The organism is Psychrobacter pygoscelis, from assembly GCF_004335015.1.
Lineage (GTDB): Bacteria > Pseudomonadota > Gammaproteobacteria > Pseudomonadales > Moraxellaceae > Psychrobacter > Psychrobacter pygoscelis.
Genome location: NZ_RQRU01000007.1, coordinates 69,995 through 85,872 on the forward strand (window position 1 = coordinate 69,995; position 15,878 = coordinate 85,872).

Consider the following 15,878-nt stretch of genomic DNA (forward strand, 5'->3'; position numbering starts at 1 on the left):
ATCCATCTGTAGTGTAGGTGGGGGTAAATAAATCAGTGGTTTAAGCCAATAGTATCATTATCATCGAATTGGTTTTTATAGCATTAAAGTAGACTCTGATGAGGGGATCTCAGGCTCTTTTGGTGTCAAGTTAGTTGCTGCTTTTGGACTGGCTATCACACTGACCTGAGCCGCGTTTGCACTACTTGGATAGTCGCTACGAAAGTGACCGCCGCGGCTTTCGCTACGGCTTAGCGCAGCTTGCAGCATTAATCTAGCTAAATACAACAGCCGTTGCCAACGCCAAGTATCTAATGCCTCAGGTAAGGAGCTGTTAGTAGTATTTGCTAAAGCTAAGCCACTAGGTGTTACTTTACTTTCTAATAATATAGCCCTTTGCCATGCGTCAATCTGCTGCATGGCTTGCAGTAAGTCTTTAGCATTACGGCTGATACCCAAGTTCTGACTCATTAGCGATTTAAGGGCGTCTACTTGAGTCGCGCTGCTGGGCATCGCTGGCTCTAACCGTTGAGACTGAGGCAACTCTATGTCTTTTACCAGATAGCCATTAGCTACTTTTGGTACGGACCAAAGGTTAGCTTCGTTATGGCGTCGTCTATTGTCTTGTCCATGATTTTGTTTATTGACTGATGAGCCAAGATAATAGGGTAGGTGCTGAGCGATGCGGCGACCAACGACCACACATTCTAAAAGAGAGTTGCTGGCAAGCCGGTTAGCCCCATGCAGTCCTGTGTAAGCGACCTCACCAACGGCATACAGTCCGGCCACATCGGTTAGGCCTTGTGCGCTTGTAACCACCCCGCCGCAGCTATAGTGAGCAGTCGGTGCGACTGGAATGGGGTCTTTGGTCATGTCAATGCCTAGCGCATTTAGTGTCGCTGCAATCTTCGGAAAGTGCTCGCGAACAAATTCACTCGGCTGGTGGCTAATATCTAAGTGTACGAAGCCTAGTCCATTTTGCTTAATTTGTTCGGCAATAGCGCGAGCAACAATATCTCGCGGTGCTAATTCTAAGCGGCTATCGTAGTTGTGCATAAAGCGCTTACCGCTGATAGGGCAGCGAAGGTAGGCGCCTTCCCCACGCAGCGCTTCAGAGATTAGGAAGTTGCTGTTATCTAAGGCCAGACCAGTCGGATGAAACTGTACAAACTCAAGATTGGCTAAGCGGCAGCCTGCTTGCCAAGCCATCATCATGCCATCACCCATACAGACCTCTGGTGCGGTCGCACGTTTGAATAGCTGACCGAGACCACCGCTGGCAAGTACGACAGCGCGGCTATTGATAGTGAGTAGGCGCTGGCGCGCGCTATCAAAAACAAGCGCACCTTGACAAGCTGAGCTGGGATATTGGGAGGTTGGCTTTTGTAGCGGCTCTTTTTGATTGGGCAAGGTCTTAGTTATCAGCTCTAAAGCTTCATAGCCAGTTAATACTGTGATATTACTAGCATTTAGCACTCGTTGGCTTAGCGTCTGCATGACGTATTGACCAGTAGCATCATCCACATGAGCAACGCGGCGTCTGTTATGGCCACCTTCTTGAGTTAAGTGCAATCTCTCTATTGTGGGTAGGCTATTGCTACTAGATTCATCTTTGACTGTGCATTTATCAAGTTCATTTACCGCTACTTGCTCTTGCAAAGTAAAGGGTACGCCTTGCGCTTGCAGCCAAGCTATGGCATTGGCTCCTGCGCTCAAGATAGCCGAAGTATTGCTACTATCACAAAGACCGTCTCCTGCGACTAAGGTATCAGTAATATGATCCTTTACCGAGTCATCGGCGGCGAGGCTCGCGGCAATACCGCCTTGAGCATAATGACTGGAGCAAGCGGTAAGCTCTTTTTTACTTAGTACTGATACCTTTAGGGTCTTGGGTAAGAATAAAGCAGTGCTTAAGCCTGCTAATCCTGCACCAATAATTAATACGTCACAGTCGATCGATTCAGGCGTCGACAGTCCTGATTCAATAGTCTGAGCAGTTGTCATATTTTTAGCAAGCTTAAAATTGGGCGCAGCGTTGGTCATAGTCATTACTCATCGCAGGGAATACAGATAAGGTGAGGTGCTCCTATTTAGGCCGCGCCAACCTTATTGAACAGTGGACGATCCTTGACAATATCGCCACTGGCCTGAACGCGGCGTTTTTGCTCAGCAGCGAAGTCCAGCATGCGCTGTAAGGGTTTTAAGGCGCGAGTTGCTAGCTGTGGCTCTAAGTGAACTTCACCAGTGCCTGTCTCAAGGCATTGCTCGATACCTTTAAGTCCATTCATTGCCATCCAAGGACAGAATGCACAGCTCTTACAGGTCGCTGATTCGCCTGCGGTTGGGGCAGCCAAAAAGCGCTTGTTAGGAGAGTGCTTTTGCATCTCATGCAAGATGCCCAAGTCAGTACCGACGATAAAGGTCTCGGCGTCCATCTCCTTGGTAGCATTTAGTAGCTTGCTGGTTGAGCCAACGACATCGGCCAGTTGTACGACACTGTCAGGCGATTCAGGATGTACCAATACTACCGCGTCTGGGTACTCGGCTTTTAACTGCTTAAGCTCAGTCGCTTTGAATTCATTATGTACGATGCAAGAGCCTTGCCACAGCAGCATGTCCGCCCCCGTTTCCTTTTGGATATATTTGCCCAAATGACGGTCAGGACCCCAAATGATTTTTTCACCTTGGGCATGTAGATGACTGACGATCTCAAGACCGACCGAAGAGGTCACGACCCAATCAGCGCGAGCTTTGACCTCAGCGCTGGTATTGGCATAAACCACGACGGTGCGATCAGGATGAGCGTCACAAAAGGCGCTAAAGTCTTCAATCGGACAGCCTAAATCAAGCGAACACTCAGCTTCTAAATCTGGCATGAGGACGGTCTTGTCCATACTGAGAATCTTGGCCGACTCACCCATAAAGCGAACGCCAGCGACGACCAATGTGGTGGCCGGATGTGCTTGACCAAAGCGCGCCATCTCAAGTGAGTCACCCACACAGCCACCGGTCTCTAGAGCCAGCTCTTGAATGAAGGGATCCACATAGTAATGCGCGACTAACACGGCATTATGCTGTTGTAGCAAGCGCCTGATATTGGTTTCTACTGTTAGCCGCTCAGAGCGACTCATGTCCGCTGGAATCTTAGCTTTAGCATACTCAATATTCAGCTGATTGCTCAGCTCGCAGTTGCTACTTAAGGTTGGAGCGTCATAAGGGTAGGTTTTCATTGGGCGGCCTCCTGCCGAAGCGATATAGCGTTAAGCGTAGGTGGTTGGCTCAGTGTATGACCACTCTTAAAAAAATAATCCGCGTTATAAACAGCATTAAGTTAAGAGGGTAGCGACACTAAGTAAAATTCAAGACTAAAGGTACTAATCAGAAAAATTAACTTGGGTTGTTTTAATTATGCTCATTTTGAGCATAATTACAAGGGTTAATTTATTTTTCAGTCACTATGGGGGTAAAAATAAACTATCAAGCGGATTGAGAGGGTGCTGACTTTACGGCATAGCGGCAGGCTTGAAAGAACATAATTTGTCCCAATCATTGACAATATACTTCAAGCTTAATGGTAGACTCTGCTAATAGAAAAAGGATCATTCAATGATCCTATATCCCTTTTAAACCTTTGATAGATTATTGAAGTATTTTATGAGCCTAACGTATTCTCATGCCCATCCTGAAGGTAGCGGCACTACCGAAGTCGTTGCTGTCCTTATCGCCATTACGGGCGACCGTGCTCGGGTGCTTACTGTGAATAATGGTAAGCTCTTGCCCAATGGACCATTGATGCCTTTGCACCGCTCCTTGCAAGCCGGTGTTCGCCAGTGGGTAGAAGAACAGACACAGCAGCCGCTTGGGTATATTGAGCAGCTGTATACCTTTGTCGATACCAATAGGCGTAATAGTGAAGGTCACGCACTGGTATATGTCAGCTATTTGGGACTGGTACAAGAGACTGAGCTGCATGCGCTTGAGTCACAAGCCGCTTGGCAAGACTGGTATGACTATTTTCCTTGGGAAAATCATCTATCCGGCGCGCCAAACGCTATCGACGAGTTGATCGTTCCGCAATTGGTGCTATGGGCGCAGTCAGCGACAGAAGCCAGTGAGCGCAGCCGCCGCCAGCAGCGGATTGAGCTGTGCTGGGGAGTAAACGTACGCGCTAGTGACGAAGACAATGCTAGCAATATCGGAGATGCAGATAAGGATGGGGGATCAGATTGGGTCTCAGAGCACGCTTTACTTCGCTATGAGATGCTCTATGAAGCAGGTCTATTGCCCGAGTCGCCGGCTTATCAGCCGAATATACTACCAGTAAATTGGCCGCAAGCCATTGGTCGTCCGATGTATTATGACCACCGGCGGGTGATTGCTACGGCTATCTCACGCCTGAGAGCTAAGATCGAATACAAGCCGCTAATCTTTGGCTTGGTGCCCAATGCTTTTACCTTGTCACAGCTACAAAAAAGCGTCGAAGCTTTATCTGGAGTTAAGCTGCACAAGCAGAACTTTCGCCGCTTGCTTGAGCACCAAGACTTGGTTGAGCCGACAGGGCAGAGTAGCAGCGCTAGCCGTGGTCGACCTGCCAAGCTTTATCGCTTTCGTTATGATATCGAGTTACAAAGCTTATTGATGGACAGCAAGCTACCAAAGCGTAAATAGACCTTATTATTTTCACGCGTAGCTAGTGAATGGCTTTATAGATATCAATATCTCTGTGAATACATAAAGTTTGCAGTACCCCTTATTATCCGTTATATTTATGCTCACATTGAGTATAAATAAATGGTTTAAATGAATTACTTAATAAGTAATTTTACACAATTAGGGGGTTTGATAATGGGAGTGGGTGAAGTGGTGAATTTAAATTTGAAGAGTGATCAAGCTAAGAGTAAGTATGAACCACGGCTTGATGATGTGCTATTAACACCTTGGGTGACGGCAGCGCTAACTGAAGACTTAGGGCGCCGTGGTGACATCACTTCGCAAGCGACTATTCCGGAGGACAAGACCGCAAGTTTGGTCATTAAAGCGCGAGATGCTGGGGTCATCTGTGGGATGGATTTGGCACGATTGTCTTTTGCCCTCATCGATGATGCTATCAGCTTTAAGGCACATGTCCATGACGGTCAAAGGGTGACAGCAGGCACTGTTCTGGCGACGGTCAGCGGCAATGCCCGCCATCTACTGACTGCTGAGCGTACCGCTTTAAATTTTATGACTCATCTTAGTGGTATTGCCACGGCGACGCAGCAGATTGTCGATAGTGTCGCAGATTATCCCGCGCAGGTTACTTGTACGCGAAAGACTATCCCAGGTCTTCGAACGTTGCAAAAGTATGCCGTTCGCTGTGGTGGTGGCCGCAACCACCGACTGGGGCTAGATGACGCTATATTAATTAAAGACAATCATATTGCCATAGCTGGCAACATTACAAAAGCGGTCAAGCAGGCGCAAGCGTTTGCGGGTCACCTTATTCCGATTGAGATTGAAGTGGATACCCTAGAGCAGCTTGAGCAAGCTTTAGACGCAGGAGCGAAGTTGGTGCTACTTGATAATATGAATGCTGAGACACTACGCGCCGCGGTGACAATGTGTCAAGGTCGCGCATTGACAGAAGCGTCTGGGGGAATTACTCCAAAGAGCGTTATTGAGGTCGCTAAAACGGGCGTGGATTTTATTGCGATGGGCTACTTGACTCACAGTACGGCGGCATTGGATATAGGACTGGATTTTACGGCTTAGTCAGTTATTTTAGGTGCATATGTGGTAGACGTACCGCCAGTCGCCCAAAATAACTCAAAAACTGCACAATATAAAACAGACCCACATAAAGATACGGTCATAAAAAAAAGGTATGCTACAATGCGCGCTTTTATAGTGAAGCAACCGCCTAGTAATGAGAGCCATAGCGCTTTTTAAAAGATAACGATATAGTTAAGTGCAAAGATCGATACCTATATAGACGGGCGACTGGTAAAAAAAATCACTATTAATCGTGTGCCAGTGCCCTTTAAAAACTGCAAAAATTCTACCCATCATACTGTATCGATTTTAAAGTAAGCTGACTATATTAAGGGTAGGGGGCGGTCGTCTTTAATACATTGTCATTATCGTTTAAGGATGAATTGTAGCAAGCTAAAAGTGAGTTCGCTGTGGATACTGAAATTATCAAAATCATCTTAGCCTTTGTGGTGCTAATCAATCCATTTAGCGCGTTGTCGCTGTTTTTGGATTTGACGCGCGGCTACTCTATGGCCGATCGCCGCAAAGTTGCTCAGATATCTTGTCTGACTATTTTTATCACCATTGCTTTTTTTACCGTAGCAGGCTCTACGCTGCTGCAAGCACTGGGTATCTCTATCGGCTCTTTCCAAGTGGCCGGTGGTGTCTTGGTATTTCTTATTGCCATTAATATGATGAATGGTGAGGGTAATCCGGTTAAACCCGATCAAGAAAACTTTGAAGTAGATCATATTCAGGCACCAGCGAGTATGGGTGCGGCAGTAGTACCGATTGCCATCCCAATGATGATCGGACCGGGTGGTATCTCGACCGTCATCATCTACTCTTCACAGATCTCAGGGTTTTGGCGAGTGTCTGCAGTGATTATTGCAGGATTATTTATTAGCCTTTTTTGTTATCTATCACTGATGATGGCCGGTCGTATCAGCCGCTTTTTGGGCGAGACGGGTCTGAATATTATGAGCCGAATCATGGGTATGCTATTGGCTGCCGTCTCGATAGAGATTATTGTCAGTGGTCTTCGCACTATATTTCCAAGCTTAAGCTAGGCGTTATGATGATAGGCTTGTGCAGTAGGGCTTATTGAATATCCGTCTTCATAGGAAAATTTAGTCAGTCTTTATACGGGAAAAACCAGTCGCCAAGCTAAGCCTATTTAATTTTTGAGCTTATTGTCTGTGCTTATTAATAGGCAGGTGGTGAGTGTGCGACAGGTCCTACTTTAACCCTGCCATAGTTGCCATGCGAGAGACAGCATCAATACACCCACCAAGGCATCCAATATATTCCAAGATTTGGGTTTGGCGAATAGCGGAGCAAGCAGCCGCGCGCCGAACCCAAGCGCGAAGAACCACAGCACTGATGCTCCCACCGCTCCTATAGTAAATGCCACTTTGTTGGCTGCGCCTGTCGATACCATGCCCACCAATACTAGCGTATCCAAATAGACATGCGGATTGAGCCAAGTAAAGCCAATACATAACAGCAATGACTTCTTTAAACTGCTAACGCCTGCCCCTTGGCCGCTAAGGGCATGGCTCTTACTCACACTAGCGTACAAGCTTAGCAGACCATAGACCAATAAAAATAACGCGCCGCCCCATTTGGCGAGCTGAATAAAGTCCGGATATTTCGACGTTACCGCGCCAAATCCTGCCACTCCTGCGGAGATAAGTAGGGCATCAGACAGGGCACAAAAGAGACAAATTGCAAAGACATGCTCACGCTTAAGTCCTTGCTTTAGCACAAAAGCATTTTGTGAGCCAATCGCTAGTATTAGCGAGAAGCTCAAGGCAAAACCTGAGATAAAATCCGGCATTATAATCCTAGTAATTTAAGCTAGCAGCAGGGCCATGAGCAGTTAAAGAGGCGGTTATTTAGGGCAAAAGTCGCGACAATAAAGTCACAACTGCTATGTCTGCCTTGAGCCGATATTATAATGATAAATACGCTATAAAGGCACAATTAAAACCCTTATTACTAATGCACAAATTACTAGCCATATTTTTAATAAGTCTATAGTGAATTGCATTAATAGCTGACTCGTTGCCTACCTACTATTGAGATCTATTGGTTCGCCGTCATGATAGACTTAAGGTGGCAGACGTCTCTTGAGTGGCTCGGTAGCAGATAGAATGCGGATTAGCTGTCTGGCTTAGCTGGGCTTAGCAGTGACTTGCTTTTTTTGTACAGAATATTGTCAGTTATCACGGTATGATGGAAGATAGTGGTGAGATATGCTCTAATATTTTTAGCTGAGGTTTGCCTGCGATAGGGGTAGCTTGATTGGTCGTCTACAGCGTTTTTCTATCGAGTGATACTAAATGCTAAATAATCCGTAGTTAACAAAGCCAATGTTATTAAGGTGTCGATAAAGATAGTATTAATACTTGCGGCTTCTATTGACTGGGTCAGGTTAAGGAGTGAATAAGGTGAGCTATGGTCGTTAGTCTAGCTAGACTGCTAAAGTCGTTTTCAGAGCCTGCGTTTTCAGAGTCAAATACTGCGCCTACGTACGATGATTTGCCGCCGATTACTTATCCAAGCTCAGCACAGAGTGAGATGGATCATACGCAGCAAAACCAAGCTGCTAATAGTCAAGGCAACGTTAGTCAAGGCGAAGGTAATCAAAATCGGCGTAATCAGCGGCTAAGGGCCGAGCGTGTCTCTGAGGCAGTAGCGCAAGTTGGCAATAATCAAGCGCCAACACCGCTGACCGACCGCTATCTTAAAAATAAAAAGAACTACCGATCTCCTAATAGGCCGCCGTTTGACCTCAATACCCTTTGGCAATTAAAACATGGAAGATGCCCCATTATGACCGAACTTATTGACGTGGTTGATGAGCAAACACTGAATGCTATGCCTATTGAGGCAGTGGCTATCTTAGATCGGATCAACAATAAGCTACGCCGCTATCGCGACTGGTCCGATGAGCTAAGCGGTGAGCAAGAAGAGTGGTTCTGTGAGCGTCAGTTTGTCATTGATAAACTCATCGCTGAGAGTATTCCTGAGGCGCTAAGGCACTATGAACAACTGCTGCGCTTCAGTCCGCACCGTACTAAGAATAATATCGTTCAAGGCAATATGACCGCAGGTGATATATTGACGGATTTATTTTTAGAGATTGACTACGAGCTTGATGAGCTATTGGATGAGCTACATAATACGGTGATAAATCGCTTGGCATCGACGCACCGCTATGTCAAAAGCCGAACTCAGAGCTGAGATGCATCAGTATTAGCTTAAGTAAGTGGCTGCTCATTAAGTGACCAGATTATATAACAACCATATCATGTCTTGAATAAGAGTTAGGACTCGGATTATGACCCAATTAACCGCCATGTTTTTGATGTTTGTATTGTACGGCGTACTACCTGCCGCTGGTCTGTATTTGGGCTACCGTGGGGTCAAAAAAATTACCCAGCCTAAGATGCTCGAGTATAAATCTATGCCGCAGCTTGGCTATATCCCCGAAAAAAGCTTACCTCAAGATATCAAGCTGACCTTAGCTCAGATTAATGAGAAGGGCGAGAAGCTGCGATTGATCTATGGCGATACCAATAATGATGGCAAAATAGACGATCAAGATGCGGTCAGTGAAACCTATGTCATGATCAAAAACTTGATGGACAAGCACGTGCCGCAAGCAGTCAAAGACTATCGCCGATTGCATGATTTAGACGGAGCGCGTGCTGATAGCACTAAGATTAGGAACTCCAACGTTACGGGTAAGGAGGCCCTCTTAGAGGTGCTCAATACCGTTAATGCTCAGTTTGACGAGCTACTCGACGCTTCCTATCATCAAGATGGGCAAAAACTGTTGGTGGCCAATCGCTACTTAAAACAGCGCTTTGAAGATGAGGCGCTCTAACGCCGCCGCACAATACCTGTTATGCGACACCTTTTATGAGTATATTATTCAGTGCAGGAGCAGTAATCGCCACAACTTTAGGCGTCGTCTATGCCAGTATTAAGGGTTGGCATGCCTTTCATCGTGCGGTCGGTATTACCCCAGGAACCTTGGAGTATGTCCCACCCTCGTCAGAGCCTGAGCTACCCAATCTTCTGCAGCTAAATATCGATAAAGCTGTATTACCGCTGCTACCGCCTTCTGTACTGAGCCAGCTATCAAGAATTGATAATAAAGCAGATATCTATCAGCAGTGGCGAGATGCGCTGACCCAGCAGGGTCATACTGTGGCTGCTAACGAAGCCCAGTTTGTCGTTCGAAAATTGCTATCTGAGCGTATTCCTGCCATGCTCAGCGATTATCAGACGCTCGCGCAACACCATCAGCGTATCGCTGATATGGATAGCGCCAATGACCAAAACTTGGATAGCGCCTTGCCTGCCTTAACCCTATTAACTGAGCTATTGGATTTGACAGAAAGTCGCTTAGATATACTGCTAGATCAGTGCCGAGACAGTAGCTATCAAGAGCTGGTCATTATGAAGCGCTATCTTGATAAGCTCGATGACGGTATGTGAATATATAGGCTAATGTGGCAACAGTGACATTCAAAGATAAACTGAACGCTGGCGAACTTGTCTTAGAGCTGGTGTTAAAAACCCCCTATATTACTCCACTAATATAGGGGGTTTCGACTATCAAGCATAGCACTCATTATTAGCCATTAAGCTAGAGGGTGCTTTACGAGCGTCCGCGCTTAGAGCTTCTAGCGCTCGAAGGGCGGCCTTTACTTGCTGGACTACCCGAGCTTGTTGGACGGCCTTTAGCAGTGTGGGTTGAGCTGTCAGAGCGATCCACACTACGGCTACGGCGCGCTTTAAGCGGTTTATTCTTGATGCGCTCTTGCTTACGCTTGGCTTGGCCATGAAGGCCAGTACCTTGACGTGGACGTAGATTGACCAAGTCGGTCAAGTCATGGATGTCACGCTTGTCCAGCTCAATAAAGCGACCAGTACGCAGCTCTTTTGGCAAGCTGAACGAGCCGTATTTAGTTCGCAGTAAGCGGCTAACCTTAAGCTCTTGTGATTCAAAAAGGCGACGCACTTCACGGTTGCGACCTTCTTTAAGCTTGACGTGATACCACTTATTGACACCGCTACCACCCGCTTCTTGAATATCGTCAAACTTAGCAACCCCATCTTCTAGCTCCACACCAGCGGTAAGCTTACTGGCAATCTCTGGTGTGACCTCACCAAGCACCCGAACGGCATACTCGCGCTCGACCTCATTAGAGGGATGCATTAGGCGGTGTGCAAGCTCACCATCATTAGTGAAGAGCAATAAGCCCGTAGAGTTGATATCCAGTCGGCCGACCATTACCCAGCGGTCATGGGTCAGTTTTGGCAGTCGATCAAAGACGGTGGGCCGACCTTCTGGATCGTGTGCTGAGCAAATCTCACCTTCTGGCTTGTAGTAGGCCAAGACGCGGCGGCGCTTCTCATTCTCGGACTTGTACTTGATCAAGCGGCCATCGACGCGGATCTCATCGCCTTGAGTGACGCGGTCGCCGATAGTAGCAGGGCCGCTATTCACTGAGACGCGGCCTGATTTAATCAGCTCTTCCATTTGACGGCGTGAGCCAAGACCCATGCGTGCTAGGGCTTTTTGCAGCTTCTCTGTACCTGCAGTGCTGACTTTAGTATGGGCAGGTGTCTCTTTAATAAAGCTAGACTCTGAGCCTTTACTATCAGTATTGGCTGCTTGAGCTGATTCAGGATTGCGGGCGCTAAGGCCTGTATTGGAAGTGGGGTTTGATGGGTTACTCATAGGTATTTCTCCTGGATTCGGTAATTGACATTTCTCAACGTCATAAAATTGGAGACTCATTTTACGCTAGTTTTTATTTATTTAAAACCGCTTAAAAAAACCAACAAGGCATTTAACATGGAAAAGTAATAGTTAAATAAAATTAACAAATAATGGCTATAGGATAAAAATAACTAAAGTTAAAAACGAGCATTTATCGTTGTATTGCCAATATATAAGCGACGTCTAAAATTGACTTTCTGTTCTTACTGGATAGTTTTTAATCGATAATATTACAATATTGTATTTTTTTTGTTTAAAAAACCAACTAAAAAAATTTATACATTCAATGATTTAATGGTCATTGACCATATATCTTATAAGTTTTCCTAATTAATGTTGCTAAGATTCAGATTTGACCGATGATTTTATTCTTAATATAAAAGCAAAGCTACTGAGATAAAAAATTTTAAATGGGTTGTAAAGCTATTTTAAAATTAAGTTAAACTTAATAGTCTTTTCTTAAATTTAGCCAAAGAGAGCTAGGGATGAGTAATTAACTAATTGATAATCGTTATCCTTAGGATTACCATAAATATTGTAGCGAGATTAGAGCCTTTATTAAATGAACCAATAGTCTCTGTTAGACCTATGGTCAACTTCTTTACGGACTCTAATAGCCGCTACAAACAATCAAGGTGTTTTAATGATCTAAGGTTTCTTGTATTGACACAGGCTCAATCATTGGAATATTAAATCATTAATAACATAGGTTTAATTTAAGTTGATTCATTAGGAGTTTGATATGGGTATAGGAAAAAAAGGCATTATCGCAGCACTTTTATTACCGGCTATGGTTACTACTGCAATGGCCAAAGAGCATCCTATGGGACCTGCTCAAGAGGTGGAGGGCATGGAGATTGCCTCTGTTTATTTGCAGCCTATTACGATGGATAAACAAATGGGACTGCCTGCGGATCAAGCCGAAGCGCACATTGAGCTTGATATTCATGCCACTAAAGATAACGGCAATACCTTTGCTGAGGGCTGGTGGGTACCTTACTTAACCATTAATTATAAACTTGACAAAATAGACAATAAAACTAAAAAAGTAATTGCCAGTCAGTCTGGTGAGCTAATGCCAATGGTGGCCAGTGATGGTCCGCATTATGGTAGTAATGTGAAGTTGATGGGACCAGGGCTGTATAGAATTAAGTACCATATCCAGCCACCTAGCGACAATGAACATATAGCGTTTGCTCGACATATCGATAAAGAGACGGCGGCGCCAGAATGGTTTAAGCCTATCGATCTTGAATGGCAGTTCCCTTGGGCAGGTCCAGGTGAGAAGGGCAGCTACTAATAATTAAAATGACAGTGTTATAGGTACAAGTACAAGCTATATAGTAGCGAAAAGCTATCTGAGAATAAAGATAGCCAACAGCTGCTCAGTATCTAATCAGTGTTTAATAGCTGCTTCATTCAGTCACTACTATTAGTGCGGTTATCGATAGAGCATTAATAGTAGTGATGTCACTATAGTGGAGCTATCTCACTTTCCTAAGAGGCGATCTATGAATAACTCAATTAAAGCCCTGCTACTGCTCGGCTGTGCCATGTTTAGCTTTAGTAGCTTTGCGGCATCAATGCCTAATATCGGTAACAGCAGCAAAATAACCTCTAGTGGCTATAGTCAACAAGTCCACCATAAGCGTTATGATGATCTGCCTGCTTATCTTGTCGAGATGAAAGATGGCAAGCTGATGCCAAACAAGCTGGTCGTTCCTGCTAAGCAGAAATTTCGCATCATTGTACGAAATCTTGGCACTAAGCCTGCTGAGTTCGAAAGCAATCAGCTACGACAAGAAAAAATATTATACATGGGCACAGAGTCCGTGGTCTTAGTCATGCCGTTAAGTCCTGGGACTTATGACTATTACGATGATTTTACACCAGGGGCGAATGGGCTTATTGTCGCTAAGTAACCTAATAACTGTAGGTGGTTGTAGTCTCTGTGCTCATTCATTTATCGACCAGTAGCATTATCACTAAGCGGCTGTATCGGCGCCATTTAATTATCGTGTTTTTAAATTGAGGTCTGACTATGGGACAAGTGATTTTTGTCGTATGTCGTGAGAGTATCGAAGCCCTACTGGTGATCGGTATATTATGGGCATGGATGACTCAAAATGCTGCGGGTGCTAGAGGTAAAAAGTGGCTGATTGCGGGCATTGTCGCCGGACTACTGCTTGCCTTGATGTTGGCACTAGCGCTCATCGGTGTTACTGAATTTTTGGGCGCTGCTATGCAGACTTGGTTTGAGGTAGGTATGCTTGTGGTCGCCTCTGCCCTTATTGTGCAGATGGTTTACTGGATGAGAAAGCATGGCCGCACGTTGAAAGCAGATCTTGAGACGGGGCTAGCAAAAAACGTACAAGCGGCAAACTGGTGGGGCGTATTTTTCTTAGCCATGATTGCGGTAGGCCGTGAAGGCTCTGAGACAGTAATGTTCTTATACGGTAGCTTTTTAGGTCTGATAGAGTTTACCGACTATATGCAGTTCTTTGGTGCTGCAGCTATTGGCTTGGCTTTGGCCTTATTCTTATTTTACTTATTGCAAGTAGGTAGCAAGTATATCTCTTGGCCTTTATTCTTCCGTGTGACCGGCATTATGTTGTTATTTCTAGGCTCTGCTTTATTTCTTACTGCGGCAGAAAAGCTTATGAATGGTCCTCTAGGCATGCTATCGCTGCCAGACTGGCTGTATGCTACTGCCTGGGACAGTAGTGCTCTGTTAAATGACAGTAGTGTCTTTGGCAGCTTAATGGCTTCGTTATTTGGTTATCGCTCGCAGCCCAATGGCTTCGATTTGCTTGCCTTAGCAATTTATTGGATTTTGGTAGGCATAGTGCTATTGCCGCAGTGGCAGCGCAAGCAATCGCGTGTGACGCTACAAAGTAGTAAGACGGACAAAGCAGTAATAAGATAGAAGTAATAACCTTTTTTAGCAGTATCCTTTGTAGCTCTGTGATTATCCCACGTGAATAGGCGATCAAAACCAGCAATGACTTATCGAGATTATTTTAAAGACGTAACTTTATTGGTATTGCTACCGGCACTGTTATTATTATTGGCAGGTGCTGCAAAAGCCAATAGTCACGATCGTACCGATTCTAGGACGCTACTGACACATAGCCTGGCAGCTAGTACTGATCGTATCAATACGGATGATACTAAAGACGATGTCATCAATGCTGATACTGACCCTACAAATAGCAATGATGATCTTAGCGAAGCTGAGATCGGTAAGATGCTGTTTTTTGATAAAAACCTCTCCTACAACCGTACGATGTCGTGTGCCACTTGCCATGACCCTGCAAAGGCCTTTAGTGACCACCGATTAAGCAGCGCCCATGGTAGCGTATCGCAAGGGTCAAACAGCGCAGCATTTGGTGTGCGTAATACGCCAACTGCGACTTATGCCAATACCAGTCCCACGTTTCACTTTGATAGTGCGCTGCAAGAGTTCGTCGGTGGTCAGTTTTGGGATGGGCGCAGCGCAACTTTAGCCCAGCAGTCTATGGGGCCACCGCTTGATACTAATGAGATGGCGATGCCCTCAGCAGTCGCTATTGTTCAGCGTCTGCAAGAAAACCCCATTTACGAAAAAGCATTTAAAGAATTTTACGGTGACAATATATTTTATATTCAAGACAGCTATTCTAAATACCGTAAATTAAGTGACCCAAAAGAGCTGCCAAATGCTTTTATCGCTATGGGTAACTTTATTGAAGCGTTTGAAAAAACAGCTTACTTCTCACCATTTGATAGTAAGTTTGATCGTTATCTACAAGGTCAGTATCAGCTCAGTGCTAAAGAAGAGGCGGGGCGCAAACTGTTCTTTGAAGATCCGCAGGTCAATTGCCGCAACTGCCATATGCAAAAAACCCTTGGCGCTAGTCGGGATGCCTTTACCAATCACCGCTTTCGCAATGTTGGTGCCCCGCCCAATCCTATCCTATTGACGCTACACGGCGATAATCCTGACTTTATCGACTTGGGAATGATGAATAATACCCACGCTAATGAGCCACGATTTAAAGGTAAATTCAAAACGCCCACGCTACGCAATATCGAGCTAACCGCCCCCTATATGCATAATGGGGCATTTCGGGAGCTAAGAACAGTCATTGAGTTCTTTGATCATTATAACAACCCAGCACGCAAGATTAATCCGGAAACTGGCGAGCCGTGGGCTGAGCCAGAAGTCCCCGAGACCATAGATCGCACAGAGTTAGCAGGACGGGCTTTATCGGATAATGAAATCGATGCGCTTGTGGCGTTCTTTTATACCTTAACCGATCAGCGCTATGAGCATAGCGATACTAAGGCCACCAGCTTAAAACCCTAAAAGGCCATTAGGTTAGAA

Annotated in this window: 14 protein-coding genes; 10 read left to right on the top strand and 4 right to left on the bottom strand. The window is 45.4% G+C overall.

Translation table 11 applies throughout. From position 1 onward, the window contains the following. Positions 1–75: 75 nt before the first annotated feature. The gene (gene nadB / locus EGV92_RS12635) at positions 76–2,022 is read right to left on the bottom strand and encodes an L-aspartate oxidase (RefSeq protein WP_242678733.1); all 1,947 of its coding nucleotides are present in this window, start codon (positions 2,020–2,022) and stop codon (positions 76–78) included. Between the two features lie 47 nt (positions 2,023–2,069). Then, the gene (gene nadA, locus EGV92_RS12640; RefSeq protein ID WP_131669665.1) at positions 2,070–3,209 is read right to left on the bottom strand and encodes a quinolinate synthase NadA; all 1,140 of its coding nucleotides are present in this window, start codon (positions 3,207–3,209) and stop codon (positions 2,070–2,072) included. A gap of 424 nt (positions 3,210–3,633) precedes the next feature. Between nadA and EGV92_RS12645 the strand changes: the two genes are divergently transcribed. The 3 genes from EGV92_RS12645 to EGV92_RS12655 all read left to right on the top strand — a co-directional run bounded on the left by EGV92_RS12645 (position 3,634) and on the right by EGV92_RS12655 (position 6,779). Further along, complete coding sequence (locus EGV92_RS12645; protein ID WP_131669666.1) at positions 3,634–4,647, top strand: NUDIX hydrolase; 1,014 nt, start codon at positions 3,634–3,636, stop codon at positions 4,645–4,647. Between the two features lie 195 nt (positions 4,648–4,842). Beyond that, positions 4,843–5,730: a carboxylating nicotinate-nucleotide diphosphorylase gene (gene nadC, locus EGV92_RS12650; protein WP_423227916.1), complete on the top strand. Its 888-nt coding sequence runs from the start codon at positions 4,843–4,845 to the stop codon at positions 5,728–5,730. 410 nt (positions 5,731–6,140) lie between these two features. After that, on the top strand, positions 6,141–6,779 hold the full coding sequence (locus EGV92_RS12655) for a MarC family protein (protein WP_131669668.1): 639 nt from the start codon (positions 6,141–6,143) through the stop codon (positions 6,777–6,779). 173 nt (positions 6,780–6,952) lie between these two features. On the opposite strand, the gene EGV92_RS12660 is transcribed toward EGV92_RS12655, so the two are convergent. Next, positions 6,953–7,549, bottom strand: a complete 597-nt coding sequence (locus EGV92_RS12660) for a LysE/ArgO family amino acid transporter (RefSeq protein ID WP_165525622.1) — start codon at positions 7,547–7,549, stop codon at positions 6,953–6,955. Between the two features lie 620 nt (positions 7,550–8,169). Here EGV92_RS12660 and EGV92_RS12665 point away from each other — a divergent pair. The 3 genes from EGV92_RS12665 to EGV92_RS12675 all read left to right on the top strand — a co-directional run bounded on the left by EGV92_RS12665 (position 8,170) and on the right by EGV92_RS12675 (position 10,221). After that, entirely contained in the window at positions 8,170–8,958 is a 789-nt protein-coding gene (locus tag EGV92_RS12665) for a hypothetical protein (protein ID WP_131669670.1), read from the top strand. Between the two features lie 97 nt (positions 8,959–9,055). Further along, positions 9,056–9,604 (top strand): hypothetical protein, encoded by a 549-nt coding sequence (locus tag EGV92_RS12670; RefSeq protein WP_131669671.1) that lies wholly within the window; start codon positions 9,056–9,058, stop codon positions 9,602–9,604. A 35-nt stretch (positions 9,605–9,639) separates the two neighbouring features. Next, positions 9,640–10,221 carry a hypothetical protein gene (locus tag EGV92_RS12675; protein WP_131669672.1) on the top strand — a complete coding sequence of 194 codons (582 nt, stop codon included), beginning with the start codon at positions 9,640–9,642 and terminating at the stop codon, positions 10,219–10,221. Between the two features lie 163 nt (positions 10,222–10,384). On the opposite strand, the gene rluB is transcribed toward EGV92_RS12675, so the two are convergent. Further along, positions 10,385–11,293 (bottom strand): 23S rRNA pseudouridine(2605) synthase RluB, encoded by a 909-nt coding sequence (rluB, locus tag EGV92_RS12680; RefSeq protein WP_242678741.1) that lies wholly within the window; start codon positions 11,291–11,293, stop codon positions 10,385–10,387. A gap of 961 nt (positions 11,294–12,254) precedes the next feature. Between rluB and EGV92_RS12685 the strand changes: the two genes are divergently transcribed. From EGV92_RS12685 to EGV92_RS12700, 4 genes are all read left to right on the top strand, one after another. Then, positions 12,255–12,812: an iron transporter gene (locus EGV92_RS12685; protein ID WP_131669674.1), complete on the top strand. Its 558-nt coding sequence runs from the start codon at positions 12,255–12,257 to the stop codon at positions 12,810–12,812. A 211-nt stretch (positions 12,813–13,023) separates the two neighbouring features. Continuing rightward, positions 13,024–13,434: a cupredoxin domain-containing protein gene (locus EGV92_RS12690; RefSeq protein ID WP_207401804.1), complete on the top strand. Its 411-nt coding sequence runs from the start codon at positions 13,024–13,026 to the stop codon at positions 13,432–13,434. A 119-nt stretch (positions 13,435–13,553) separates the two neighbouring features. Next, on the top strand, positions 13,554–14,438 hold the full coding sequence (locus EGV92_RS12695) for an FTR1 family iron permease (RefSeq protein ID WP_131669675.1): 885 nt from the start codon (positions 13,554–13,556) through the stop codon (positions 14,436–14,438). A 75-nt stretch (positions 14,439–14,513) separates the two neighbouring features. Further along, positions 14,514–15,860, top strand: coding sequence for a cytochrome-c peroxidase (locus EGV92_RS12700; RefSeq protein ID WP_242678734.1), 1,347 nt, complete (start codon positions 14,514–14,516; stop codon positions 15,858–15,860). The last annotated feature ends 18 nt before the right edge of the window (positions 15,861–15,878 follow it).